This is a genomic window from Rhodococcus sp. 24CO, assembly GCF_050586165.1.
Taxonomy (GTDB): domain Bacteria; phylum Actinomycetota; class Actinomycetes; order Mycobacteriales; family Mycobacteriaceae; genus Rhodococcus_F.
Map to the genome: position 1 here is coordinate 149679 of NZ_JAZFNF010000006.1, position 25135 is coordinate 174813.

A 25135-nucleotide genomic window follows, 5' to 3' on the forward strand; every position below is an offset into this window, starting at 1 on the left:
CTGGTACCCGTCCTGGGATCTTTCACTGCGTGGGCGTCCCTGATCGGTTGGTGTTCGGCCGGCCAGTGTCCGGCCGGCTCACTGCTGAATTTGCGCGGATTCCTCCAACCCGCCCCTTTCACCATTGCCGGCGTGACGTTGCTTGCAGTCTGGTACGCCATGGTTGTGGTGCTCGCAACGATCGGTTGGCGATTGGGACTGGGCACAACGCCGACACCGGAGTTCGTCGAGCGAACCACCAGCGCGAACTTCGAGCGGCGCTACTTCTTCCTCATCCTCGCAGTGTCCACGATCGGCGTGGCGTATGCGTACTACCGAATTACTGCAGCGACATCCATTGTCGACGCTTTGACCACCCAGACCGGGAACGCCTTCACGGAGGCGCTACCCGACTCGGCCGGAATCGCGACGCTTCGATACGCGACCATCCTGGCGGCACCCATCAGCGTTTACCTCTGGCGAAAAAAGGTGCTCCATCCCGGATTCGTACTGTGGGCCGTTCTTCTCCTGGTGGCGAACTCGATGGTCGCGTCCCGCCTCTCGCTACTGATGGCGGTCGTGGTGTACGTCGTCTTACAGACAGCGGTGCCCCGCAAATCCGTGAACGCGGACCGTAAATCTCTGCGGCCTTGGCATATCGTCACTGCTGTCGCGATCATGTTCCTGATGCTCACTGCGCTCAACTACGTGCGGAACGGCAACTATTATCGCGATGCGGGAGTCTCCAACCCGATCGCGATGAACCTTTATCAGTCCGGCGCCTATCTCGCCGTGCCGGCTCAGGTGTCCATGGGTGTGTCAGATGCGATCATGCGCGGCACCTTCGACAAGCCAGGCAGTGTCGTCGCCTCCGTGTCGGCCGCGCTGCCCAGCTTTCTGGTTCCGGCACACGAGGTCAGAGCAAAAGAGTCGCTTGGCGCTGACTCCTATGATTTTTCGGTCTCGTTTGCACCGAATTTCACAACCAACTCTGAATTCGCTGATATCTATACGGATTTCGGAGCGTGGGGGTGGCTTTACACGCTCCTGCTGTTCCCGCTGGCCGGTTACGTTTTCGGTCGGTTCCTGACCTACGGTCCAGTGATCGCCGGATCGGCAGGAGTTATCGCCTACTGTTTTGCCGAGGTATGGCGGATTCAGCTGCTTACGCAAGGAATTACCGTTTTCCTGGTCCTCCTGACGCTCGTCTGCGTGTTCGTGGCGGCACGAGGGCAGTCTCCCGGCAAACTGGAAGACATGGTTTCGAGAGGAAATGTGAAGTCAAGTGACTGACAAGTTTGCAGGGACTACATATCGACCGGGCAATGCGGGCAACGAATGGCTCCGTTCAGCGGTTGGCGCAGTTCGCAATCGATGGATCATCCTGCTTGTTTGCGCACTGTTCGGAGGCTTCCTGGGAGCTATCTTGACGAGTGTGCAGTCGCCAAGCTACGAATCTTCTGCGGTGATCTACCAGACGCCTCACTTCGGCGACACCGATGGTACAAGTCGTCAGCGCACTGAGGCGTACACGAAGTTGCTGAGCTCCGACTTTCTCATCGAAACCGCGCTGGCAAACACCGGATTGGAAATGTCGACCTCTGACGTGCGCGAAATGACTACCGCCAGCGCTAATGTCGGAAGCGCGATCCTGACGGTAACCGTGCGCGCCGAGAGCGCCGATACCTCGGCGGAGCTCGCTAATGCTCTAGCGCAAGCACTTCCCGGTGCAGTTGCTGTTTTGGACGGGAGCACACCGGCACCGGATCAGTCAGAAACCGTGGTCCCGGACCCAGTGCGACTGTCGGTGATCAGCCCAGCGGTGCCTGACGACGCCGAGGCCGGACCGCAGTATGTGCGCAACACCGCACTCGGCGTAATCGCCGGACTGTTGGTGGGGTTGCTCTACGCATATCTGCGTGGTCAGGTAAGTCGAAAAGTTCAGGATGTGGCTGCACTCGGCAAGTTTCTGTCCGGGCCCGTACTGGCCGGCATTCCTCCGGACAAGGCATTGGAAACCGGTGTTGTCGACTTCTCGAAAGAGAGCCCTGCCGCAGAGGCGTTCCGCCGACTCCGCACTGTGATCGCCGACCACGAACCCGGCCGGGGCGAATGCCGAACCATCATTGTTTCGAGTGCAGTGACCGGCGACGGTAAGACAGCGGTCGCCCTGAATCTCGCAATCGCTCTCGCTGAGAGCGGCAATGAGGTCGTATTCGTCGATGCCGCAGGAAGAGACGAAGCGAATGTGCGTTCCGGACGCCATGGTTCCGGCCACGAAACAGCCCCGCCGGCCGGGCTGACCGATTACCTACTCGGTGATGACGACATCGACCGATTCGTCTCTGCGAGTTGGCATCCGAAACTCTCGCTCATCCCGGCGGGACGCACTGCGCCCGGCAAGTCCGAACTACTCGGGAGCAGTCGGATGCGCAACGGACTCGCAGATCTTGCTGCTCGCGCGAAGTACGTCATCGTCGATACCGCACCGATGGCTGACCGATCCGACGCGCTTGTGCTGGGACGCTGGGCCGACGGCATCCTGCTGGTGGCACGATCCGACAATACGAGGTACGCCGAACTGGGTGCTGTCATCGAACGATTGTCGTTGGCCGAAATACCAGTCTGGGGCGTTGTACTCAATGACTCCCCGCGGCCACTGGCACGCAGCGCACGCAAACGCAACGCACGATTGTCAGCGGAAAAGCTGCTCGCACCCGAGTCCCGCCCCGTCAAGTCAAACGTCTGACAGAAACCCGATTTTCATCGGATTCGTCATCGGCAGGCGACAAAGACCGGCTCTCCCTTCGGCGGGTTGGTGGTCACGGTACCCACGCTCACTTCCGGGTTCGTCGGCGTGCCACCGACACAACTGTCGCTGAAGATCAAAACAGGTAGCCACGACGAAGGCGCTTGCTCCCAAACCAAATCCGCAGCAACCACCGTCCCGGATGAACCCTGGAACACGGCGAATGGTCCGCCTGCTTCGGAACCGAGCGGTGGACCCGTCACGGTCACGTTGAGCTGATCGATCGTGAACTGTGCCGAGTTGTCGGCTGAGAATGCCACCGCAGACTTCGCCGTCGTGATGGAGACGGTTCCCAGTGAAACATCTTGGGTCCTCTGCAGCCCGACAGCTCCGGTACCTGGACCTATTTCGGTGTCGATCACCGTGCAATCGCTCAGCGAAATCCCGGTAACAGGCGGGGTTGCAATAGATTCCACGAGGACAGACCAGTAAAGACAGTTATTGACGGCAACGCCCGTTATCTCGAGGTCGAACCTGCTGAAAGTGTCGCCAGTCGACCCGTTCGGTCTTGCGAGTACGTGCAGCCCTGTATGAGAGTCCTCAACGGTGAGCCCATCCAGATGCACGCCGCGCGATGCCACATAGTGCCACCCGGCGCCCGAGTCCGGCGATGCCGAGTCGACCATGACACCCGCACCGTTCGATACCCCATCGACCACTACCGCAGCTACCGTCGCCCGATTGACTCCCGCCAAACGCACTCCGTTTGCCGCGCCGCCCGACACTTCGACATCGGTGACATCGAAGTCGGTGTTCGACCACTCGGTCAACGCCGGGAAGGAAAAAGTCTCGGAAGCGCTGTCGAACTGGGCTTCTGGAGAATAATAAGTCACCAGTGCCAAACCGTCGTCACCAGTGTTCGTTGCTGAAAACCCTTCGACGGTTCCACGTCGGCACGCGTTGAAATGGAGTCCGTCGGCCATGGTGTTCTCGACGTGAAGTCCGTCAACGATGATGTCGGAAACACCCATCATGATCACGCCTGCCTGCGGGCTCGACTCGACTCTGCAGTCGCTCAACGTCACCCAACTAGCGGGCCTTCCCGGGCCGGTCCAACCATTGGGCACTGCCGACGTGTCCGATGCATAACCCACGACCCGGATACCGTCGCCCATCGACCGCAGCGCCGGCTGGCTTGCCCATCGCACTGCCACATTGCGAAGCGATACGCGTTCCAGCGGACCACGCAGCACGATGCCGTGGCTCGTGCCTGCACCGTTGTCGTCCAGATTGTCCATCAGAAGTTCGGCACCGGCGACGAAGTCGATCGAAACGTCAGAGATCCCCACTATCGAGATTGCAGCGCCGCCTGCTGGATGACGCTGAGCAAAGCGGTACTGGCCGGACGGAAAAAGTAAGACGTCCCCAGATTTCAGCTCGGCGACGGCGTTGCCGATAGCAATCGAGTCATCTTGTGTCCCATCACCAACCGCACCGAAATCGCGGACATCGATGACGTCACCGCCGTCCTCGACACGACGAACGACGTTGAAGGATTCAGGCAGAGCGGCAGGCAGTGCCAACGCTGCCGGGAACATCCCGAGGAATTTGCGACGCGACAGCGCCGACGACCAGTTAGCCAATGGGTACCTCACTCAGGAACGAACATATCTTCTCGGCAGTTGCTGTCGACACAATCTCGGATTGGCGCCGCTTGACGTGCAACTGTCCACGATTCCTCAACGATGCCCTGGCGTCTTCGTCGTCGCAGTACTTTTTCACGAGTTCGGCCAACGCACTGGAATCATACGGATCGAAATACTCTGCGCCGTCGCCGCACGTTTCTCTCAAGACCGCAATGTCGGACGCCAGAACAGCGGTACGGGAGGCCATTGCCTCCAGCGGTGGAAGCCCGGCGCCTTCGAAAAGTGAAGGCATCACCAACAAGTCCGCCTGAGCCACCAGAGCACGCAGACTGTCGAACGGGAGTCGGCCCGTCAACTGCACACGGTCACCCAGGCTTGCCACAAGCTGGTTGATCCGGTCGTCGAGCGTCCTGAGTGACTCATCGCCACCAGCTATCACCAGCGTGTGTGGAATGGAATCCGAGATCGTCGCAAATGCGTCCAGAAGTACGGGCAAGTTCTTGTGCCGCTTGATATTGCCGACATACAAAATGTAGGGGCGCTGAATTGGCGACGACGCCGAGTCAGCTTCAGAGAACCACACGTCGTCTACCGGTATCGGCGTCACCAGTACCTCGGATGAGGGTGCGATGGCAGCCATGGAACGGGCTGTTGCCTCGGACGGGGTGAAAATCGTTGCGGCCCGCCGTGCGCTGAGTTTCAGCATCGTCCACGCGTACGCGTTCTTTGCGCGATTCTGGTCGCTCAGCTTTTTGTCTTCGATATGGAGGGTGTCATGCACCGTGGAGAAGTATCGAACGTCCCGATTACGAGGAGACGTTAGTGCAAAAGGAAAGGGGTAGTGCGGAACCCACAGTGCCTGCGGACGGGTTGCCGCCAATGCCTGACGCCACACGCGTTGTTCTCGCATTGAATACATTCGGGCATCCGCAGGATCCGCGAAAATCACACGGGTTTCTTCGCTGGTGTCAGGTGCTGCGTTTCGGTCAGCGAGGATGGCCAGCCTGAATCCACGTTCTTCTAGCACCTGCTCGAGCACAGGAATTTGGGTCCTGATGTAGGTCCCGATACCACTCTGACGAATATGTCGGGCATCGAACAACAGATCAACCGACTCGCCATCGCGGCTCGCCTGACCGGCACGGGGAGTATCCATAAGTGAATTGTTGCAGGTCCGTCAATTTGATGGAGACAATGATGCCCTGTCGGATGTCCGAATTCGCAGATGAAATGGTACCTTCGGCACTAACGAACTGACCTTGCCGGATCATCGGCAGTGTCAGGTGCATTCACGGCAGTAAGGGCGACTTCGGCTGGGTTTCAACAATGCTCGATCAGCCGAATCGTCAGGATAAAAGACCACACACCGAATAACTGTCACACGTCGCGGGAGTTTCGAAGCAAACATGAACGAACCCAAATTAGCGATAGTGCACGAGCGATTCACTGAGATCGCGGGTTCTGAACATGTCGTTGAGCAACTGTCCTTGACCTGGCCGCAAGCCGCTGTCCATGTGCCTCTTGCCCGACCTGCAGGCATACCTGCCGGACTTTCGTCCCCTCCTGTGACGACATGGGTCGATGGCGCATACCGGATGCTGGGAAGGTCTTCTTACGCACCGCTGATGCCGCTGCTGCCCAGCGCTTTTCGCGGCATGAAACTGGGAGAGGTCGATGCGGTGGTGGTGAGCCATCACGCATTCGCCACACAAGCCGCCTTCGCCACCGACGCCCCGGTGATCGCATATGTACACAGCCCGGCGCGCTGGGCCTGGGATCCCGCCTTTCGCGCGCAAGAGTCGGGGGGCGCAGCTGGCGCTGCCGTGCTCGCAGGACTGGCGCGAGTAGCGCGTCGGGGCGAGTTGAAAGCTGTGAACCGGCTCGACCAGGTAGTCGCGAACTCGACCGAAGTTGCCGACAGGATTCAACGCTGGTGGGGCAGAGAAGCAGTGGTGGTGCATCCACCCGTGGACACCCATGGATTCACCCCTGATTTCTCGATAGACCGGGAGGATTTCTTCCTTCTTGCCGGCCGCTTGGTGCCTTACAAACGACCAGACCTTGCGGTTAGAGCCGCACGGCAGGCGGGTAAGAAACTCGTCGTTGTGGGCGATGGCCGATGGATGGACGTCTGCAAGGAATTAGCCGCCGAAGACACGGTCTTTGTCGGGCGAGTCCCCCATGATCAACTACTGGATCTTTACCGGCGGGCCCGAGCCCTGCTGATGCCCGGCGTCGAGGACTTCGGCATCGTCCCGGTCGAGGCAATGGCCACCGGAACCCCCGTGATCGCTTTGGGCGAAGGCGGTGCGCTCGACACAGTTATCCCAGGAAAGTCCGGTGTTCTCGTCTCCCCTGGCGACGACGCGAAGGTGGTTAGCGGTCTCGCAGAAGCAATGGAGACGTTCGATCCAAACGATTTCGATGCAAAGGTAATCCGCGCTTGGGCCGAAGGCTTTTCGCAGAAGGCCTTTGGAGAGAACATGATTAGAGTCGTTGACGGCGTGCTGGGCAACCACTGACTGTCAAGCGGTCGAACATACCCATAGCCGGATATGACTCCGACAGGCGTTCAGAAACAGCGCCACGGCACAAGCACAGCCACTGGCAGGATGTCTCCGTGGTCCCGGCACGATCCAGCGGCACCGATACCGGCGCCAACACCTTCGTCCGGATCGTCGGTGGCACGCGTATTGGGACGCCGGCTTGAAATCGATTGCTTCTGAAAAAGGTCAGGCCACCCGAAGGTGGCCTGACCTATTTTCAATATTCAGTTCGCCAGTTCGTCCTTCTTGGCGCGAACCTGTTCGAGTACTGCCTCGGCGCGCTTACGTGCGCGCTTTCCCTGTACCTCGGTTTGCTCGGATACAGTCTCGGCCCAGTCGTTACTCTTCTCGCGTGCGAGTTCTGCGATTTCAGCACTGTGTTTGCGCGTCAACTCTGCAAGATCGGCCCGACGCTCGCGCGCGGTCTCGGCGAGTTCGTAGCCACGCTCGCGTGCCGTCTCTGCCAGCTCTGAGCCACGCTTCTGTACGACTTCCAAGAGGTCCGGCCCACGCTCCTTTGTAGCTTCACCGAGCTCCGCTGCCCGTTTGCCTGCGATCTCGGCGATCCCCGAACCTCGTTCCTTGGCCAGTTCGATCAAATCCGCACCGTGCGATTTGGCATTGTCGCCGAGTTCGGTGCCGCGCTCCGATGCCACTGCCATTGCATGTTCGATACGAGAACCCGCGTGATGGCCTTGCGCAGTGACCAGGGGCAGAGCCGCGGAAAACGAGGCCCGCGCCTTTTTCGCGGCGCGACGTCCCCGCCACCCGAGAGAGGGCTTTCCTTCGGTATCGACCGAGGCGATTATCAACCCACCGAGCAAGCTGACATTCTTGACGAACTGAGTACGCTGCATGGCGCGCGCCGAGGGATCGGTCTCGTTCCAGAAATCGTGACCGACGAGCGTGGTGGGTACCAGGCTGCCGGCGAGGGCTAGCGACGCAAGCCGGGGCGTTTTGCCGCTGGCCAGCAACACGCCGCCCCCGATCTGGATGACCGAGTTGATCTTGACGAGAGTTTCCGGATCCGTAGCAATCTTCTGCTTGACTGCTTCCGGCAACGTCCCGACAACTTTGTCGATCAATGGCGCCGCTTGAACTGCTCGCTGAGCTGGGTCACGCAGTGCATCAATTCCTCCTGCGATGAAAAACGTGGAGAGCAACGGACGAGCGATTCTGCGTACCAACATATTTCAATCCTCCCGGTATAGGTTCGTGATTCACCATAGCGATCGACGAAAGAAATCTGATCCGACTACATGCTCGCCAGACTCTCGTCGTCGATCGCGAATTCGACAGCTCGACCTTGGGGGTTCAGGCCTGTCCGTCGGGGTTCAAACAGTCGGGGTTCACTCAACTGAGCAGCCGCGTGGCGAGCGCCGAACACTCGGCCTCCAGAGCAAGAATTACGCGCCGCTGGCAGCCCTGTCATGTGCCACCCCCTGATCGTGAGCTGATCTCGCACCCGTCTCGACTCGGATAGTCGCAAAAGTAAATCTAACTGATGCAGCACAGATTTTGTGCACCCGGCTAGTGTAATCGAATCGTCACTAAGCCTTCCAGTCGGCATTATCCGCCGAGTTCAGCGCGCGGACGCCGGGTAGGGTGCACTTTTGCGATCACGGCATTGCCAATTATCTATGCGTGCTGGTATAGATTTCAGAAGGTGCGAGTGCAAGCACAGACAGAAACACGGCGCGTGCGAGTGTCGGGAGCGGAAGGACACGACCGAAAGGAACCGGCAAACACTTCACTCGGAGCGCTACACCTCGGCGCCTTCCTTCAGGAGGCTGAGCGCCGAGCGATTGTCCGCCAAGCTCACATAGAAGGTCCGGGACTACGGTTCACGCATCACGGCTTCGCTAGAGCATGAAAACCTTTGTTTATAACCGAAAGCGAGCCCCACATGTCCGACGAACTTGTCGTCCGGCGCGTCATCGGCGCACCCCCCTCGTCGATATTCGCCGCATTGGCGAACCCCGAAGTTCAGGCAACGATCGATGGCTCCGACATGCTCAGAGGAGCCATCGATCCGAAGCCGTTGAACGGTGTCGGCGACACGTTCACGATGCAGATGTATCAGCCGGCAATCGGTGAGTACGTCATGGAGAACACCGTATTCGTTTACCGACTCAACGAAGAGATCGGTTGGATTCCGAACCGCAAAGGCATGGAGCCACGAGGTACGCGTTGGTCGTGGCGGCTTGACGCCGTATCGGAAGGCAGCACCGGACTCACTCAGGTGTACGACTGGTCCGGCGTTACCGACGCGGAGTTCCGCCAAGCTGCTGGATTCCCGAGGGTCACGGAGGAGCAGATTGTCGCAACGATGAACCGTCTAGCCGACCACCTCGGCGTTCCTGTCGAGGACCAAAGCGAGAGGACTGAAGTAGTTGCTACTTCAGGCATAGCCCCTTGGCAGGCGTGAAATGTACGTGCCTGCGTCGACGTAACTTCACCTCAGGAGCCCCATGACTACGACAGGCATCCCGTCCACGGACAAAAGTGAGCGTAACGCCGAAATGCCAGCCTCAAACGATCGAGCTGATGCTACGAAACGCCCTGAACTGACAAGCCTTGGTGCGCCTGAAGATTGGCATGACACAGTATTCTCTTCGCCGCCTCCCTCGGACGTATTGTTCACTTCTGTGTCCGAGATCAACGGGGTCACTGTCCTCTCGGTCTACGGCGAAATCGATGCAGCGTCCCTAAGTTCTTTAGGCGCTCACCTGCAAGACATCATCGACGAAGGACGTCCGTTCCTCATCGATTGCACCGACTCCCACTTTCGCAGCGATGTCGCACTGTCCATCCTGAGCACACTGGCCGCGCGCGCAAACAGACTTGGCATCATCTGGGCGCTGGCAGCTGCTGACAGCACCATACGGTTACTCGAGCTACTCGAATTCGGCACCAAGATCGCTGTCTTCAACTCGCCATCCGAGGCTGCAGCTTTCGTATCCGCGTCGTCGACGGAAAGACCGTCCACGTAAACAACATTCATGGAAGCAACGACAGCCGTGCCCACTTCGTCGTCGCCAATCGTCTCCCAGTGGATACGGATCGTCCGGCATCAGGCTGTCGGTGGTACCTCGAAGCGCTCCCACACACGGTGCGTCTTCAAGAGTTGGGCGACTGCGGCCAGAGCCGCTTCTGCATCCGCATCAACGGCGACGCCTGGTGCAGCCTCGTCGATACCGGCAGCAGCGAGCACACCCGTACTCTCACCCCAAACGCCAATCGCCTTGCTGTGTCTGTACATTTCGTTGAGAAGCGTGTCAACACGGGGATCCAGGTTGCCTTCGTCGATCCTGGGCATGTCACCGCTCAACAGGATTGCGTCGAACTCGATCGAACGTGCTGTGAGGTACGTCCTCTGCACGGTCACGGCGCTCTTCCCGCCTCCGATCGTCCCTCCGTGCGGTCCGAGGACAAGCGGAACCATACCGGCGTCGACGATCTTCTCGCGCACAGAGGCGACGGTATCCAGATCGGAGTTCTCGTCGATGGCCAGCGCGATAATCCTGCCGTCGACGGGCCATTCCGCGCCCACTTGCGAGAGTGCTGGGCTCGGCTCCGGATCCTCCAGTGGCTCTGTAGGTTCGGGAGCCTCGAGCCCGAGCCCCCTCGCCACCGTCTCGACGAGCACTGGATCGATGTTCGCCAAAATCCCCAGATTCCGAATCTTGATGTTCTCCTCGAAGCACTTCCCCAATTCGAAGGTATATGCCTCTGCGACGTGCTCCTGCTCGATCGGAGACAGACTGCAGTAGAACAGACGCGCCTGGGAGAAGTGATCGTCGAAGGTCGCCGGTGCCTGACGCACCTTACGGCCTGAAACTTCCTCGGGCACTTCGATGTAGGCAGCGCTATCCGCCGAGGCCAGGAACGGGCAACCCCCATCGAGCGAATTGGGATGGTACGGCGCTACCCCGGTGTGGACCCCGTCCTGGTGGAAGCCGTCGCGAAGCATGTCGTTGACGGGTACATGAGGACGATTGATCGGGATCTGATCGAAGTTGGGACCGCCGAGACGCGTGATCTGAGTATCGAGATACGAGAACAAGCGTGCCTGCAGCAGAGAATCGTTGGTGATGTCGATACCTGGCACCAAGTGGCCCGGATGGAATGCAACTTGTTCGGTCTCGGCGAAGAAATTGGTCGGGTTGGCGTCGAGTGTCATCGTCCCGATGATCTGAACCGGCGCAATCTCCTCCGGAACGATCTTCGTGGGGTCCAGCAGATCAATGCCTTCGAACATTTCGTCTTCGGTATCCGGAAACACCTGAACCCCGAGATCCCAGGACGGATACGCGCCGGCTTCGATGGCATCCGCGAGGTCGCGGCGATGGAAGTCCGGGTCTACCCCACCTGCTATCTGAGCTTCCTCCCACACCAGCGAGTGAACGCCTGCCGCCGGCTTCCAATGGAACTTGACCAAATTCGTTGCACCGTCGGGGTTCACGAGTCGGAACGTGTGGATGCCGAAGCCCTCCATCATGCGATACGAGCGGGGGATGCCTCGATCGGACATGTTCCACAACGTGTGAGCGGTCGCCTCGGTGTGAAGGGAAACGAAATCCCAGAACGTATCGTGCGCGCTCTGCGCTTGCGGGATCTCGCGGTCCGGGTGAGGTTTCGCAGCGTGAATGATGTCGGGAAACTTGATTCCGTCTTGAATGAAGAAAACCGGAATATTGTTGCCTACCAGGTCGAAAACACCTTCGTCGGTGTAGAACTTAGTGGCAAAGCCGCGTGTGTCTCGCACGGTGTCCGCCGAACCTCGAGAACCCAGCACCGTCGAGAATCTCACGAATACCGGGGTCCTTGCGCCCGATGCGAACATGGCTGCTTTGCAAATACTCTCGGCTGCCCCATTACCCAGGAACGTTCCGTGTGCAGCGGCACCACGTGCATGCACAACCCTCTCAGGGATTCTCTCGTGATCGAAGTGAGTGATCTTTTCGCGAAGGTGGTGGTCTTGAAGGAGCGTCGGCCCCCGCTCACCTGCAGTGAGTGAGTGGTCGGTCTCGTACAGTCGTGTCCCCGTTGCAGTAGTGAGATATTCACCCCGCTGCCCGCGGCCGTTACCCTTCACCTTCTCCTCTGCGCCCGCAACAGTGCGCACCTCTGGCTGTCTCTGGTCATCTTTGGGAGGCAGCGGTTGGCGCGGCTTGACAGGCTCGCGCAGGTCCGGTGTTTGCGAGGACGGTGCGCCTGGGACGGATTCAGGTGACGGCATTGAACAACTCCTCTTGATTACAGGATGGATCGAGCAACCGAGCACCCTCGACTCAGGCACGCCCCGAGGGTGACGAGTGAACCTCGACGATGGCTCGGGCCGTTGTCGTGCTTCGTCCGCGGCCGCTTCCGTGCGAGCTTTCTCGGCTGCTGCTTCTTACTCGGCGACTTCCTGCTGGCTCTCGGCCTTGACGCGTTCGCGAGGACCGCACTTGTCCTCTGGTATGTGAATCCTCCAGGTCCGATACGGAGACGTGTGTTGCGATTCGTACATTGAAGGCACTACCCGAAGCTCGATCTGACAAACATCGGTGTCCCTGCCGCCGCGCCGGCCAGACACAGACTGCGCCGATTTCGGCATGATCGGCAGCTCCTGTTTCGCTCACGGAGGGCGGGTATCGGAGCTGAGAGGCAGAGCCGTCAATAGTAGTGTCGCCGGCCACCTACGGCGCGACCCGTCGACCCGAGCAACATCAAAATCAGTCCGATCACCAGTACCACGATCCCGATTGTCCACAGGATCGGAATTCCGAATACGAACCCAACGATCAGCAAGATAATTCCGAGAATGATCATGGCGAACTCCTTTGCACGAGCGTCACAAGACCCGGCGTTATCGGCATACCCTCACGTAGACACCGCAAACGGCGATCACGCAGTCGGATCAATTCGGTGACCGGCAGAGGTGCCTTTCTCTGTCGTCTTCCTTCGTGTAGGCGATGGTTCCCTACACGAACACATAACCCTGGAGAGCCGAGAATACGTGGCCAGGCACACTGAGGATTCGGCCGATTGTGTTTGCATTTCAATGGTTTGGGGCAGGCGAACGACGACAACATTTCCGTGAGAAGAGGTCGATCAACGTGCGCGCAGTGACATGGCAAGGTAAGCGGAGGATCAGCGTCGAAACGGTTCCCGATCCCACTATCGCCGAACCAACTGACGCAATCATCAAAGTCACCACGACCAACATCTGTGGATCCGACCTACACTTGTACGAGACCTTGGGCGCGTTCATGAACTCGGGGGACATCCTCGGTCATGAGCCCATCGGGATCGTCGAAGAAATCGGTTCCGCCGTCACTGATCTCGAAGTCGGTGACCGCGTTGTCATCCCCTTCCAAATTTCGTGCGGCAACTGCTTCATGTGCAACTCCAGTTTGTACACACAGTGTGAAACGACGCAGGTTCGTGACCAAGGTACCGGCGCGGCACTGTTCGGATTCTCCGAACTTTACGGCTCGGTACCAGGCGGACAAGCTGAGTATCTCCGCGTCCCACAGGCACACTTCACTCACATCAAAGTGCCTGACGGACCCGATGATTCACGCTTTGTCTACCTGTCCGACGTATTACCCACAGCCTGGCAGGCAGTTGAATACGCCGCCATCCCAGCCGGGGGTTCAGTCACGATCCTCGGACTCGGACCGATCGGAGACATGGCCGCTCGCATCGCACAGCACAAAGGGTTTCGTGTCATCGGCATCGACCGGGTACCTGAACGCCTCGCACGCCTGGAAAAGCGCGGCATCGAAACGCTCAACCTCGACGACTACGGCGACAAGATCGGCGACGCCGTACGCAATCTCTTCGACGGCCGCGGAACGGATTCCGTGATCGACGCTGTCGGCATGGAGGCTCACGGGTCGCCGATCACCAAGCTCGCGCAGCAATTCATCGGACTTCTTCCCGACGCGATTGCCGCACCGACAATGCGCACCGCCGGTCTCGACCGATTAGGCGCGTTGTATTCGGCAATTGACATCGTCCGACGTGGCGGAACGATCTCGGTGATCGGCGTCTACGGCGGAAAGATCGACCCACTTCCTCTGATGACTTTGTTCGACAAGCAAATTCAACTGCGAATGGGCCAAGCCAACGTCAAGAAGTGGGTCAACGACATCATGCCGCTCCTGACTGACGAGGACCCACTCGGAGTCGACACCTTCGCAACCCACCAACTGCCATTGGAACAAGCACCGCACGCGTACGAGATCTTTCAGAAGAAGCAGGAAGGAGCAGTCAAGATTCAACTGAAGCCCCACCTGTAACTATCTGCGAGCATGTGGTTACCCATTGGCCGGATTATTCGTTGGACAGCAGCGGTCCCAGCGGTCCGAGGTCGATGTTGAGGTCTTCGGGTGTGAGACCGAAATGCTCCCGCAGTTCGGCCATTCGATCCTCGAGCAGCATCAAAGTCGTGCCGATGCGCTCGATCTGCTCGTCGCTGAGATCTCCGTGCTCGACGCGGCGCAGGGCCTGGCGCTCCATGAGTTGACGCAGGAGTTCGACGAGCGTGAGAACCAAGGTGACCAAACCACGTTCGACTGATTCGGGGTCGGCGTCGATCCGCTGCGGTAGAACGCGGCGACCGAGATCTGGGTTCGCATCCGAGTCGAAGGTCCCCGGTTCAGTCATCGGTGATGTCCGGTTCTGTTGGATCAGGAACGAGTGCGCTGACCGATGCGATCAGGGTTCGTAGCGAGATCCGCACCATGTCGACGTCGGCCAGCGAGAGAGTGATCTCGCCGGTGACGACAACTCCCCCGCCCAGCACCCGGTCGAGCAGATCTACGAGAGCGATGCGGCGAGTGTCGTCGGCCGGGACCATTTCGCTCATCGAGTCACCATGTCGATCCCGGAAAATGAGTACGGGGGCCACGGTCCGGTCAGTTCCACTGTGATGCCCTCACGTTCGGCGTCGAGCGTGGCAACGAAGGTTGTGAAGTCGTCGACCCGATCGTCGTCCACAAGATAAGTGCCGTTGAAGATCATCCAGGCGCGTTTTCCGGACAGGACAGGATCGGTGACAGGCCGCCGGAGTCCCTCGACGGCGCGTTGGAGTAGCGCAGCATGTAAGTCGTCTGCCTCGGCCGCTGCGCGGCGTTCCACATTCTGTTGCGCAGTCAACTCCGCCCGGCGTCGAAGCAGATAAGCTGTCCCCTTTCCTGTTTGACTCGGTTCGGCTTGTTTCTCGGGTGATGTCTGTGCCAGTGCACGTGCATCGCCATAACCCTTGACTCCCCATTCACTTCGACCGGCCACGGAACGTAATGTGGTGCGGAACTTTTCATGCCCGACCTCGAGCAAACTGCGAACTCGGTCGTCGTCGAGATACAGGGTGGCCAATCGCAGCGGAATCGTGGGACCGCAGCGCAGCACGGCAGAGACGACGCGCTCATGGGCTCGCGCAGTTGCTGCCAGCCAGTCGAGATCCTCGAGGTGGCGTCGCAGTGGGCCCTCACCGAATTCGTCGAGATCAACCGAGCCCACTACCGCCGCCAGGTCGGTCGAATGCACTACCCGGACAGCCTCACCCGCCACGCCGACGACCCCGCTCAGAGACGCGCCGTCGATACTCTCGGACGTGATGGCGTAGAGCCACACGCCTTCATTTCCTGTCATCGTCTTCGTCCCAGCGCCGCGTCTCCACCTCGATCGGCTCGTCCGAGGTAAGTGCAGGGTCCACCGACCTATCGGCCTCGAGTTCGGCGATCCGTTCCCGCAGGCGTGTGTTCTCCAGTTCGACGCTGTTGTTCTTTCCAGTAAGCCAGGGATCGTGCTCCCACCAGTCGATGCCCACTTCCTTCGCCGTTTCCAGCGAAGCGATCACGAGTCGCACCTTGATCGTCAGTAATTCGATATCGAGCAGGTTTACCTGAATGTCCCCGGCGATCACCAGACCTTTATCGAGCACCCGTTCGAGAATGTCTCCAAGGTTGGTCGACTGGTGCCCACCGCCCATGCCGCCACCTGAGACCTGTGGCAGGTTGCTCGAACCACCGCCGGCGACGGTCATGACCGTCCGCCCACACCGTCACCCGCACCGCGGGCATAGCGGCGGGTTCTGCGATAGGACAACAACTCTCCGTCCATATCCAACACCACCTCATACAGTGCGAGCATGTCCGTCGACGACGGGACGCGCCGATCCTCGACCACCTCGACTTCCACAGTCCAGCCTTCGTCGGTCGGCATCACCGACGTCGCACCCAACGGCTTCTTTCCAGTCAACTGCGTGATGTCGCGCAATGCGAGTTCGGCGACGTCATGTGCAGGCAGGGGCGGTGGCTCCTCTTCCACCATGGCGCATCACTCCTCCTCCTGAGTGATTGTCTGTCGTGTTGCAGCCATGTCGTCGAGGATGACCTGCTGCGCTTGTTGTTCCTCTTCCGCGGTGATCTCGCCCGCAGCCCGCGCTTCCTCCAGCTCCTCGAGGGCGCGGCGGGCACTGGCGGGATTGTGCAGTTCGTCCTCGACCTGTTGTTGAATCAACTCGGCCAGCGAGATCACCCCGCGCACCGGGGCAAGTGGCAGTGTGATGATGAAGGAGAGCACACCCATCGGTCAGCCCTCCGGTTTCTGTGTCACCACGAAGTCGTAGGCAGCGAGCGGGCCGAGCAACCGCATCTCGACCCGGCCGTCCCATTGCTGCGCCAACTCATCGACAATGTTCTCGAGTTCTTCTTGTCGTGCGACCTCGACGAGCACCGCCACTTGCGCGGCTTCCTCCTCGTGCGTGGGTTCCCGCACATTGAGGAAGTCGGCCAGCCCTGTGAGCGCATCGACGACCGCGCGAGTGTCTTCCTCTCGCTTGGCCACGATGGCGTTGCTCACGATCTCACCGAGGGCCATCCGCGCGTCACGGGTAACCTCTTCGGGCTGATCACGGATGGTGTCCCGTAGCCTGCTTGCCTGTTCGTTCTCTTCGATAACTTCCCTCAGGATCGCCTTTTCGACGTAGCGCCCCTTCACGATGTACTGCGCGAGTCCTTCGAGTTCTGCCAATGCTGCGGCGAACTCGTCGGCGTGTGCTGTGAGTAATTCGTCCTTCACAGCGTCCGTGTCGGTAAGGACCGCCCCGAATCTCAGGGGAAGAACGGGTGCCACACGAGCAGTTCCGTTCAACAAATTCGCGTGGGCTTGTAGGTCCTCGGGCTTACCCAGCCGTCTGTCTACCGAGATTTCGCTGACGAGCGCGGCAATGTCGCCGTGTGTGACTATGCTGACCGCTTCGTCACATACGCCAACTGCGTCCTCTCCGGCCTCCACATCCGCAGGCACGATGCCGTACACGTAGATCCCACTGGTTCGAGGCTCCTGGCGCGTGTCGGCAGCTTGGTTCGACGTAGACGTATTCGACGTGGACATCATCAGTCACCTCGGCTCGACTTGCGTGAAACTCGTTCGCGCTCAGGCTCTTCCTCGCCACCGCCGAGGATTCCACCGAGCTTCTCGCCAGCTGCTTCGAGCGCGCCCTTGGTTTTCGATTTGGCACCGCTCTCGGTGACATCCCCGACCAAATCCGTCAGTCCCTTGGGTTCGTCGCCGATCTCGAGCCGGTTCACCGCCTCCGCGAACCGCAGGTAGGTATCGACACTGGCGACGACTACGCGTGCATCAATGGTCAGCAGTTCGATACCGACCAGGGAGACACGCACGTAGGCGTCGATGACCAGGCCCTTGTCGAGGATGGTGTCGATGACATCGGCGAGGCTACTCGAACTAGGCCCGCCGCCGACTGCGCCGCCACCACCTCCCGCGGGTTGTATCGACGTCATCGCCGTGCTCCCTGCTTCGCGCCCGGGGACTTTGCTGCCGCGGTCTTGCGTGGGCGGCCTCTACGCGCCGGCGCCTTGTCCTGACTCGCGGCCGCAGTTTTGCGGGGGCGTCCTCGGCGTACCGGCGGAGACGGTGGCTCCTCCTCGGGCTCTTCCTCAGGTTCCTCGTCCTCGTCTGTTTCCTCAGGTTCCTCGTCCTCGGGCTCTTCCTCAGGTTCCTCGTCCTCGTCTGTTTCCTCGGGCTCCTCGTACTCGTCTGTTTCGTCGGTCTCCTCGCCCTCATCCAGTTGTGTTTCGTCCTCCTCGGCCTCCACGACCTGGCCGTCCCGGATTTCTCCGCGCCAGCCCTCGATATCATCGGGATGGAGAATGGCCTGCGTCATGACGTGACGTTGAAAGTGCTTGAGTTCCAACCGTGCTCGCCGTCCAGGTGCGCGCCACAGATTTCCCGTCTTCTCGAAGAAACCCTTCGGTTGATATTCGAGGATCACGAGGATGCGGGTGAGATCGGGCGTTACCTCGTGGAACGTCACCGCACCGTCGACGTAACCTTTGGCACCCTTCGAACGCCACACGATCCGTTCATCGGGAACCTGTTCGAGGATCGTCGATTCCCACGTTCGGTGCGACAGGAAGACCTGGGCCTTCCACTCGAGTTTCTCGTCCGATTCCTGCTCCACTCGTTCAACCTTCTTCATGAACGACGGAAAGTCGGTGAACTGAGTCCATTGGTTGTAAGCCAGTTCAATAGGGACCCCGACATCGATCGATTCGATGATGTTGGTCAACTTGAGCTTCTTGCCCTTGCCCCCGCTCTTTGCGCCGTCCTTGCCTCCACCGTCGCCCCCGCCGGTGACCGCGTCCTTGACGTCGGAAGCCCTGTCCTTGACCATCTGCTTGGCGCCCTCCCAACCACCGCTCACGGCAGACTTGAGGGGTGACTCACCGTCATCCGATTTCTCGGAACCGGTAACAGCGGCGAGCAACCCGCCGCCACCGCCCTCGGCGTAGTCGTTGAGCCTTTCCGAGGTGTTCGACACAGTTTCCGAGACCGACGACAAGGCACGTTCAGCCACCGCACCGAGTAGCTTCTGGAACGAGTCCTGCAACACGCTCGACGCACTGTGTCCGTCACCCGGTATAGCTTCTTGTAGTTTGTTCGCGGCGTTCGTCATCGTCATCATCTCCGTGAGCGTCGGACGGGCGCAGTGTCCGTTGCGGTTTTAGCTCGTGTTCTCTGACTGCTTTCGGTAGCCTCGTCACCTTCCTCGTCCTTGTCGGACTTGGTCTTCCGCGCCGTACTACTGGATCGGGTGCTGCTGGTGCTCGAGGTGCGGCGGCGCGTCGCCGGACGCTTGCGTGGAGTCGACTCCTCTTCGTCAGGTGCCTCGTCTTCTTCATCGTCACGCGTGTCGTCGTGCGAGTGAGCGCTTTTCTTGCGGCCGAGCCTCCGTACCCCGGCGACGTCACCGACAGTGTCGGAAACATCATTGACAGTGCCCGATACAGGGTTGCCGCCGGCCAACAACCGGTTACTCAGAGAATCGATGCGTTGACTGGCCGCCGTGACTGCTGCGGCCTTCGCTGCGCTGACCAATTCTTCCTTGACCACGCCGCCGATCTTGGCGGCCTCCGGCGATTTTGCCAGCATCTTGGTGCCGCGTTCCAGCAAGTCACGCGGTCCGCCGGGGAAGCGGCCAGTCGCGCCCGCGGCCGCGAGCATCAACGCCATCTTCATTCTGCGGGTGCGGCCTAGCATGTACCCCGCACCGACCGCCAATGCCACTTGGCCTTTAGCTTTCATTGTCGAACCCCTTCGCCGAGTAGTCATAACGCACCTCTTGCCAATCGTCGGCAATGTGTCGCAGGACGGTCCTCGGGGTGGGCTGCACAACCGTGTGCGGCAAAGGTGCGCTTTTCGACTACCCTGCCCGTAGGACACTCAATCATCAGCAGAACACTGGATTCGGCCGATTGTTGCTTCCCGTTTCTGCACTAGGCGGCCATCGCCGAAATATGTGGGTCGTGCGTGATCACCTCCGCGATTGTGCCGATGGGTCTGACGGGTGCGTTGTTGTTCAACAGCTTTCGACGGTAGTGGCCTATTTGGCGGCGGCTCGCACCGCTGCGATCACCCCCGCGACAATGAGCGCCAGCAGGAGGACGACGAGCAGCACCGGCCCGAGCAGGAGCGCGAGGACAAACAGGAGGATGACCATGGCTTTCGTCTTTAGGCTCAGTCCCGCCACCATGCCCTTGACCGCGGGCAATACAGGATTCTTGCCCGTCAGAACTGCCTGGACACCTGCGAGCCCCGCTGATACGCCCGGCCCGTGGGGTGTTGCCCCTTCGACAAAGGTCTTCGTCCTCTCCTGGAGCTTGCTCGTCACCGCCCCTACCCGATCCTGCACCGAATCAGCAAGGTGAGTGTGGTTTTTCAACCACTCGAGGGCGGCCTCGACCGACCGCCACACCGGACCACGATCAGTGCCGGTCGAGACGTCTTCGGGGGCAACCGTGGCATCACCTTGCTGTGATTGCCGCGGCTTCGATCGTCGTGCCGGCTCCGCGCGCCGTGGTGAGCCGCGCCGAGATTTGATCGCGGTCGACTCCGCAGTCGCCTGCCGCGCAGCCAGCGCTTGCGAAGATCCCCACCCCAACCTTGTTGAAGCCTTCGACGTTCGCGCCGAACGTGACGTGGCGGACACACCTCGCGTGGCACTGCCGCCGGCTTTCCTGTTGTGTGCCGTGCCTGTACCTCGCGTCTTGGCTGGCGCGGTCCGGCCGCTCGTATTCCGTTGTGCGCTCATACTTCTCGCCTATTCTCGCGTGCACAGGCCCCTCGCAGCGCGATCCTGACGTGCACCAGGACTGATTACTTACTACCCCAGCTAATGACGGCGCGGGACAAGTCAGTTCTTGAAGACGTGCTTGACCTTCTGCCCCGCCTCCTTGAGCTTGTCACCGACTTGTTTAGCCTGTCCCTTGGCCTGGTCTGTGCTTCCCTCGGCCTCCATCCTTTCATTTCCCAGGCCCTTGCCGACAGTCTTCTTGGTAGCGCCCCCGGCAGTTTCGGCCTTGTGTCGGATCTTCTTCATGATGCTCATGGCGTTTCTTTCTCTGCGGCGATCGGCGGCCGAGCGGTTTTGCCCAGCCGTCCTCAGCCGGAACTATCCATGGTGATCGACGTCGTGCCCGCAGACCCCGAAGTTGCCAGCTGTCGGATGTGCATGACTGCAGTTGCTCAACGGGTGCGCGACTGTAGCCGTCGCCGCGCAAAGAAGGACGACCAGTCCGAAGACGATGAGCATGACGGCCTCCCGGCCATGGCGTAATGCCTAGTCAACGCCGCATTCTGCTGCGCGTCAACACCGTAGGTCTCAGTGATGGACCCGCACTGAACCGCTCGCGCCACTGGGGCACTCAATGACATTGGTCAGCAGCGAGATTCCGCGATTCGTTCTGAGCGTGCAACAACACGTAGACCCTCCGTATGGAGCGCTCCTAGTTTGCTACGCGTGAAATTCGTTCAATACATTTTGCGAACGCAGTGAGGATCGTCTCGGAAGCTTTGGTCTACACGAAGGGTTTCGGATTCTCATTCCTGTGTGCGATCCCCACCCGGACGTCCTGAGATCGACCTGACGCTCGTTCATAGCTCACGCGAGCCGAATTCTCCGGGTCTCCGCCGCTACTGCTGACTTCAGGCGCCACGTTCTCACCCGTATCAACGAGACGTTCTGATCGACTCGACCTCGCCTCTGCCGCAACAACAATGCTCACCGGCGCAGCCACAAAAACCGAAATATCGCTGCTGGCAATGAAACCTCCCATCCGTTCGTCCGCGCGGATCACTACCTACACCCAGACCACTGGCGGTGGAAAGTCATGTGGACGATGATTCAGTTCGCACATTGTGCCTGTGCTCGTCCGAGGCGTATGAGCCGTCATTCCCCTCGAAGCGCCCAGAGTGTTTGGTTCAGCAATAGTAATGCGCCGGTTTCGATGGCAACCGCGCTGGTGACCTACGAAATGGTTGATCACTTTTCGGTTCATCCGATGACCACAAACATCGCGGGGATCGGACGACGCGAGCCACGACGCTACGGATTTTGCACGTCACCAGGCCCGAATTCCGGCAGTTCCATTATCGCGGCCAGCAGATCAGCCATCCTCAATTCGATGTTGACACGGTCGGAGGCCGGAACGTCTGCGTTGTTCAGGATTTCACTTCCGAACAGGGACCAGCCGGCAATAGCAGCGAGCCCGAACACGATGCGTACATCCACCGAGTCGGACGACCGACCGCTCCGAGCGAGGATGGTGCCACCGTCGGCTTCGTCTGTAGGAAGTAAATCCGTTCGACCGTCCAAAGTCAGCCACGTTGCTATTCGTACATAGTCGGGATCTGCAACACCTACAAGAAAGAGACGACGCATAGCCTCTGAAAGTGATTCCACATTTTCGACGACGCTCGCAGACTGTTGACTGTTGCGCGCAAGGACCGCGCGCAAGATGTCGTCCTTGTTGCCGAGATGTTTGTGAATGAGTCCGAGATTGACCCCGGCATCTTGAGCCAACTCCCGAAGCGTTACCGACATCCCCTTGGCCGCGAACTTGGTTCGGGCTGCCCGCAATACGGCATGCCGCACTTCGTCTCTACCCCAGGCTTTTCCCACTGACTTCGGCTCGACCACCCCTTGACAGTAGACGCTTGTCTACTGTCAAATCAACGGGCACCGAAAAGTGACCTAACTCATCTCGTACTTGCTGTCGGGTCGTGCTGAGGTGATGGTCGGCGTCCCAGAGACGTATCCAGCTCGCCGAGCACAGCAATACACCTGAACCCCGGGCCTCACCCGGGGTCCACGAACCGCCCCGAGCCCTGCCGATTCGTCACGACGTCAACCAAACCAGTTCAGCCGAACATCTGACCACATCGGCAGTTCCACGACCAGTCAGTGCCGTAGCCACACCTGAAACGATCAGAGGGAAGGACAACTTTTTACGCCATGGAACGACGCGTTCCATGTCCCCATCATATTTCGGAGGACAGTGCTGAGTTGATCACCACACATGAAGAGAGTGAATTACCCTCTCCAACTGCGCCTTTCTGCTAGTCGGTAAAATTTATCCAGGGTGGACACCATTTACTAGCTACTCGTTCCTTTCCGATCTCGACCGAGCCGAGCATCGTCCGCAGGTCGCATGGTCAGTTCCCCCAGCACGAAGGACGGTCAGTAGATCTACGCCCAAATGATATTAGCGACGGCGACTTTCGTCGCTTGGACCGTCGGAGGCTAGCCGGAAGGAGCACCCAGGTGGAACGAATCGAGAATCGACGACGCGGGTGCCCGTGCTACCTCAGCTCAGCACGAAGGTGAAGAACTGGCCCGAGGCTGTCACCGCCGTTCCTCTAGACACTTACTCCCCCGAAATTCAAACTCCCCGGGCCGAGACGTACGAACATATCGACCGAACGAACACGAATACCGGCTAGACAGAAGCAAATCCGGATCCCGGATATCCGCCACTTCCGTCGAGCGGGACAACATTCAACACCAGGCACATCGCATACCGAGGAATCTTCGCTGGAGATTTCACTCATATTCACCTTGGAGGCATTCACATGATCCGCAGTCCCCTTCGTCGCAGTCGCAGATTGACCGCGGCTACCCTGGCGATCACCGCAAGCATGTTCCTGGCGTCATGCGCCGACAACAGTTCGAGTGGCGGCGGTGAATCCGCCGAATCAGGCTCCTCGCTGAAGATCGGAATGGTCAACGAACAGCCGGATCCCGGTACAGCCACCAAGGGCGGCACGCTGACATTCAGCGGATATGCAGCAGTGACATCGCTCGATCCGGCCAAAGTTCAGATCGCCGGATCTGCCGGTGGCAGTGAACTCGGCGCGATTTACGACGTGCTGATGCGTTACGACCCCATCGAGCAGACGTTCGTTCCGCAGTTGGCGCAGTCCCTCGAGCCGAGCAGCGACAGCAAGACGTGGACGCTCGAGCTTCGTGACGGCGTCAAGTTCAGCGACGGAACGACTCTCGATTCCAAGGCAGTTGTCGACAGCATCAACCGCTACGTCACCAACAAGGGACCGCAGTCGAGCCTGTGGGCAGCCAAGGTTGCCTCCATGGACACCCCGGACGCAACGACGGTTGTCTTCAACCTCGTCGATCCGTGGACCGGCATTCAGTCGATGCTCTCCACCGGCCCCGGCATGATCGTCGCCCCGACCGCTCAGCAGGGTGATCTGTTCACGCCCATCGGTGCAGGCGCATTCACACTCGAAAAGTTCACCCCCAACGAGGAACTTCTGCTCAACGCTCGCCCCGACTACTACGGCGGCGCACCGAATATCGACAAGCTCAAGCTCATCAGCATCGTCGGAGCCCAGCCCACCGCCGAGGCCGTCAAGACCGGTGGCATCGACGCCGCGTACATGCGCACACTCACCCCGATCCTCGATCTGATCGAAAACGGCAACCCGGGCTTCATCGACATCCCGTCACTCGGCTACCTCGCAAACGTCAACATGGCCGAGGGTCGCCCCGGTTCGGATCTCCGTGTGCGCCAGGCAATGGCATTGGCGATCGACCCAGAAACGCTCAACACCCGCGTCAACAACGGCAAGGGCCTTCCCGGCCAGGTGATCTTCCAGGACACCTCCCGCTGGCACAACGACGTCGCACCGACCGGTATAGATCCGGCCAAGGCCAAGGAACTACTCGATCAGGCCAAGGCAGACGGATACGACGGCAAGATCAACTTCGTTGCGATCCAAGAACCCTCCGCGCAAGCAACCGCTCTCGGCGTGCAGGCAATGCTCAACGCCGTCGGATTCGACGCGCAGATCGAGTACGTCACCGGCGCAGGCGATCTCATCAAGCGCCTGTACGTCGACCGCGATTTCGACATGAGCTCGGGTGCGGCCAGTCTTCCCGAGGCTGATCCGTTCGAGCGTCTCTACACGAGTACCAAGTCCGGCGGCAGGAACAACATCACGGGCTACTCCGACGCCGAAATGGATTCCCTCCTGGACAAGTTGGGTGTCGCGACCACCGACGAGGACAAGAAGGCAGTCCTTGCGCAGATTCAGGAACGCGCCAACGAGACCGTGCCGTGGATCGTCTGGGGCAACGTCCCGAACCTGGTCGTGTGGAACAAGGATATCCACGGACTGCAGCAGAACATCGACAGCATGATCCTCTTCGACGAAGCATGGAAGAACTAGACTCGACCATTTGTAGGAGACTTGTGCCGACCTGATCGTTCTTCGATCAGGTCGGCACAAACGAATCCCTGTCCGGCGCAGCCGATCACCCCGCGTGCAGCCGAGATGCCCGGTACAGTTCCATTCTGCGGCCCGCCGACAGATCACACCCGAGCGACGGGCCGCCT

General features: G+C 59.7%; 26 protein-coding genes. 8 read left to right on the forward strand and 18 right to left on the reverse strand.

The annotated features are described in order from the left end of the window. Positions 1–132: 132 nt before the first annotated feature. Together V2B23_RS16035 and V2B23_RS16040 are read left to right on the forward strand one after the other, a co-directional pair. Positions 133–1272, forward strand: coding sequence for a hypothetical protein (locus V2B23_RS16035; RefSeq protein WP_430951260.1), 1140 nt, complete (start codon positions 133–135; stop codon positions 1270–1272). Next, positions 1265–2728 carry a Wzz/FepE/Etk N-terminal domain-containing protein gene (locus V2B23_RS16040; protein WP_430951261.1) on the forward strand — a complete coding sequence of 488 codons (1464 nt, stop codon included), beginning with the start codon at positions 1265–1267 and terminating at the stop codon, positions 2726–2728. The genes V2B23_RS16035 and V2B23_RS16040 overlap by 8 nt, the downstream gene beginning before the upstream one ends. A gap of 26 nt (positions 2729–2754) precedes the next feature. On the opposite strand, the gene V2B23_RS16045 is transcribed toward V2B23_RS16040, so the two are convergent. Together V2B23_RS16045 and V2B23_RS16050 are read right to left on the reverse strand one after the other, a co-directional pair. Continuing rightward, positions 2755–4383: a glycosyl hydrolase family 28-related protein gene (locus tag V2B23_RS16045; RefSeq protein ID WP_430951262.1), complete on the reverse strand. Its 1629-nt coding sequence runs from the start codon at positions 4381–4383 to the stop codon at positions 2755–2757. Then, complete coding sequence (locus tag V2B23_RS16050; protein WP_430951263.1) at positions 4364–5530, reverse strand: glycosyltransferase family 4 protein; 1167 nt, start codon at positions 5528–5530, stop codon at positions 4364–4366. The genes V2B23_RS16045 and V2B23_RS16050 overlap by 20 nt, the downstream gene beginning before the upstream one ends. A 250-nt stretch (positions 5531–5780) precedes the next feature. On the opposite strand from V2B23_RS16050, the gene V2B23_RS16055 reads away from it, so the two are divergent. Next, the gene (locus V2B23_RS16055) at positions 5781–6896 is read left to right on the forward strand and encodes a glycosyltransferase (protein WP_430951264.1); all 1116 of its coding nucleotides are present in this window, start codon (positions 5781–5783) and stop codon (positions 6894–6896) included. Between the two features lie 248 nt (positions 6897–7144). On the opposite strand, the gene V2B23_RS16060 is transcribed toward V2B23_RS16055, so the two are convergent. Then, entirely contained in the window at positions 7145–8110 is a 966-nt protein-coding gene (locus V2B23_RS16060) for a DoxX family membrane protein (protein ID WP_430951265.1), read from the reverse strand. A gap of 716 nt (positions 8111–8826) precedes the next feature. Here V2B23_RS16060 and V2B23_RS16065 point away from each other — a divergent pair. Together V2B23_RS16065 and V2B23_RS16070 are read left to right on the forward strand one after the other, a co-directional pair. After that, positions 8827–9348 (forward strand): hypothetical protein, encoded by a 522-nt coding sequence (locus tag V2B23_RS16065; protein WP_430951266.1) that lies wholly within the window; start codon positions 8827–8829, stop codon positions 9346–9348. Between the two features lie 220 nt (positions 9349–9568). After that, positions 9569–9913 carry an STAS domain-containing protein gene (locus tag V2B23_RS16070; protein ID WP_430951267.1) on the forward strand — a complete coding sequence of 115 codons (345 nt, stop codon included), beginning with the start codon at positions 9569–9571 and terminating at the stop codon, positions 9911–9913. Positions 9914–9993: 80 nt separating this feature from the next. On the opposite strand, the gene V2B23_RS16075 is transcribed toward V2B23_RS16070, so the two are convergent. Both V2B23_RS16075 and V2B23_RS16080 read right to left on the reverse strand, forming a co-directional pair. After that, on the reverse strand, positions 9994–12162 hold the full coding sequence (locus tag V2B23_RS16075) for a catalase (RefSeq protein WP_430951268.1): 2169 nt from the start codon (positions 12160–12162) through the stop codon (positions 9994–9996). A 419-nt stretch (positions 12163–12581) separates the two neighbouring features. Then, entirely contained in the window at positions 12582–12737 is a 156-nt protein-coding gene (locus tag V2B23_RS16080) for a DUF6131 family protein (RefSeq protein WP_430951269.1), read from the reverse strand. Positions 12738–13024: 287 nt separating this feature from the next. Here V2B23_RS16080 and V2B23_RS16085 point away from each other — a divergent pair, with 287 nt between their 5' ends. Next, positions 13025–14212, forward strand: coding sequence for a zinc-dependent alcohol dehydrogenase (locus V2B23_RS16085; protein WP_430951270.1), 1188 nt, complete (start codon positions 13025–13027; stop codon positions 14210–14212). A 34-nt stretch (positions 14213–14246) separates the two neighbouring features. Here the strand turns inward: V2B23_RS16085 and V2B23_RS16090 are convergent, their stop codons facing one another. The 12 genes from V2B23_RS16090 to V2B23_RS16145 form a co-directional block, all read right to left on the reverse strand. Then, the gene (locus V2B23_RS16090; protein ID WP_430951271.1) at positions 14247–14579 is read right to left on the reverse strand and encodes a gas vesicle protein K; all 333 of its coding nucleotides are present in this window, start codon (positions 14577–14579) and stop codon (positions 14247–14249) included. Beyond that, positions 14572–14781 (reverse strand): gas vesicle protein GvpJ, encoded by a 210-nt coding sequence (gvpJ, locus tag V2B23_RS16095; protein ID WP_033231554.1) that lies wholly within the window; start codon positions 14779–14781, stop codon positions 14572–14574. The genes V2B23_RS16090 and gvpJ (V2B23_RS16095) overlap by 8 nt, the downstream gene beginning before the upstream one ends. After that, a complete protein-coding gene (locus V2B23_RS16100) occupies positions 14778–15566 on the reverse strand; it encodes a GvpL/GvpF family gas vesicle protein (RefSeq protein ID WP_430951272.1) in 789 nt (262 codons plus the stop codon). The genes gvpJ (V2B23_RS16095) and V2B23_RS16100 overlap by 4 nt, the downstream gene beginning before the upstream one ends. Next, complete coding sequence (gene gvpJ, locus V2B23_RS16105) at positions 15553–15960, reverse strand: gas vesicle protein GvpJ (protein ID WP_430951273.1); 408 nt, start codon at positions 15958–15960, stop codon at positions 15553–15555. The genes V2B23_RS16100 and gvpJ (V2B23_RS16105) overlap by 14 nt, the downstream gene beginning before the upstream one ends. Beyond that, positions 15957–16247 carry a gas vesicle protein gene (locus V2B23_RS16110; RefSeq protein ID WP_430951274.1) on the reverse strand — a complete coding sequence of 97 codons (291 nt, stop codon included), beginning with the start codon at positions 16245–16247 and terminating at the stop codon, positions 15957–15959. Before V2B23_RS16110 ends, gvpJ (V2B23_RS16105) begins: the two co-directional genes overlap by 4 nt. 6 nt (positions 16248–16253) lie before the next feature. Then, the gene (locus V2B23_RS16115; protein WP_430951275.1) at positions 16254–16505 is read right to left on the reverse strand and encodes a gas vesicle protein GvpG; all 252 of its coding nucleotides are present in this window, start codon (positions 16503–16505) and stop codon (positions 16254–16256) included. Between the two features lie 3 nt (positions 16506–16508). Then, complete coding sequence (locus V2B23_RS16120; RefSeq protein WP_430951276.1) at positions 16509–17312, reverse strand: GvpL/GvpF family gas vesicle protein; 804 nt, start codon at positions 17310–17312, stop codon at positions 16509–16511. 2 nt (positions 17313–17314) lie between these two features. Next, complete coding sequence (gene gvpJ, locus V2B23_RS16125) at positions 17315–17722, reverse strand: gas vesicle protein GvpJ (RefSeq protein WP_045064366.1); 408 nt, start codon at positions 17720–17722, stop codon at positions 17315–17317. Further along, on the reverse strand, positions 17719–18906 hold the full coding sequence (locus V2B23_RS16130; protein ID WP_430951277.1) for an SRPBCC family protein: 1188 nt from the start codon (positions 18904–18906) through the stop codon (positions 17719–17721). Before V2B23_RS16130 ends, gvpJ (V2B23_RS16125) begins: the two co-directional genes overlap by 4 nt. Then, positions 18903–19526, reverse strand: a complete 624-nt coding sequence (locus V2B23_RS16135; RefSeq protein ID WP_430951278.1) for a hypothetical protein — start codon at positions 19524–19526, stop codon at positions 18903–18905. Before V2B23_RS16135 ends, V2B23_RS16130 begins: the two co-directional genes overlap by 4 nt. Positions 19527–19824: 298 nt before the next feature. Beyond that, a complete protein-coding gene (locus V2B23_RS16140) occupies positions 19825–20532 on the reverse strand; it encodes a hypothetical protein (RefSeq protein ID WP_430951279.1) in 708 nt (235 codons plus the stop codon). Between the two features lie 102 nt (positions 20533–20634). Further along, positions 20635–20829: a CsbD family protein gene (locus V2B23_RS16145; protein ID WP_430951280.1), complete on the reverse strand. Its 195-nt coding sequence runs from the start codon at positions 20827–20829 to the stop codon at positions 20635–20637. A gap of 69 nt (positions 20830–20898) precedes the next feature. Here V2B23_RS16145 and V2B23_RS16150 point away from each other — a divergent pair, with 69 nt between their 5' ends. Continuing rightward, positions 20899–21057: a hypothetical protein gene (locus tag V2B23_RS16150; RefSeq protein ID WP_430951281.1), complete on the forward strand. Its 159-nt coding sequence runs from the start codon at positions 20899–20901 to the stop codon at positions 21055–21057. A 768-nt stretch (positions 21058–21825) separates the two neighbouring features. Here V2B23_RS16150 and V2B23_RS16155 read toward each other — a convergent pair. Next, positions 21826–22419 carry a TetR/AcrR family transcriptional regulator gene (locus V2B23_RS16155; RefSeq protein WP_430951282.1) on the reverse strand — a complete coding sequence of 198 codons (594 nt, stop codon included), beginning with the start codon at positions 22417–22419 and terminating at the stop codon, positions 21826–21828. Positions 22420–23351: 932 nt separating this feature from the next. On the opposite strand from V2B23_RS16155, the gene V2B23_RS16160 reads away from it, so the two are divergent. After that, positions 23352–24968, forward strand: coding sequence for an ABC transporter substrate-binding protein (locus tag V2B23_RS16160; RefSeq protein ID WP_430951283.1), 1617 nt, complete (start codon positions 23352–23354; stop codon positions 24966–24968). The last annotated feature ends 167 nt before the right edge of the window (positions 24969–25135 follow it).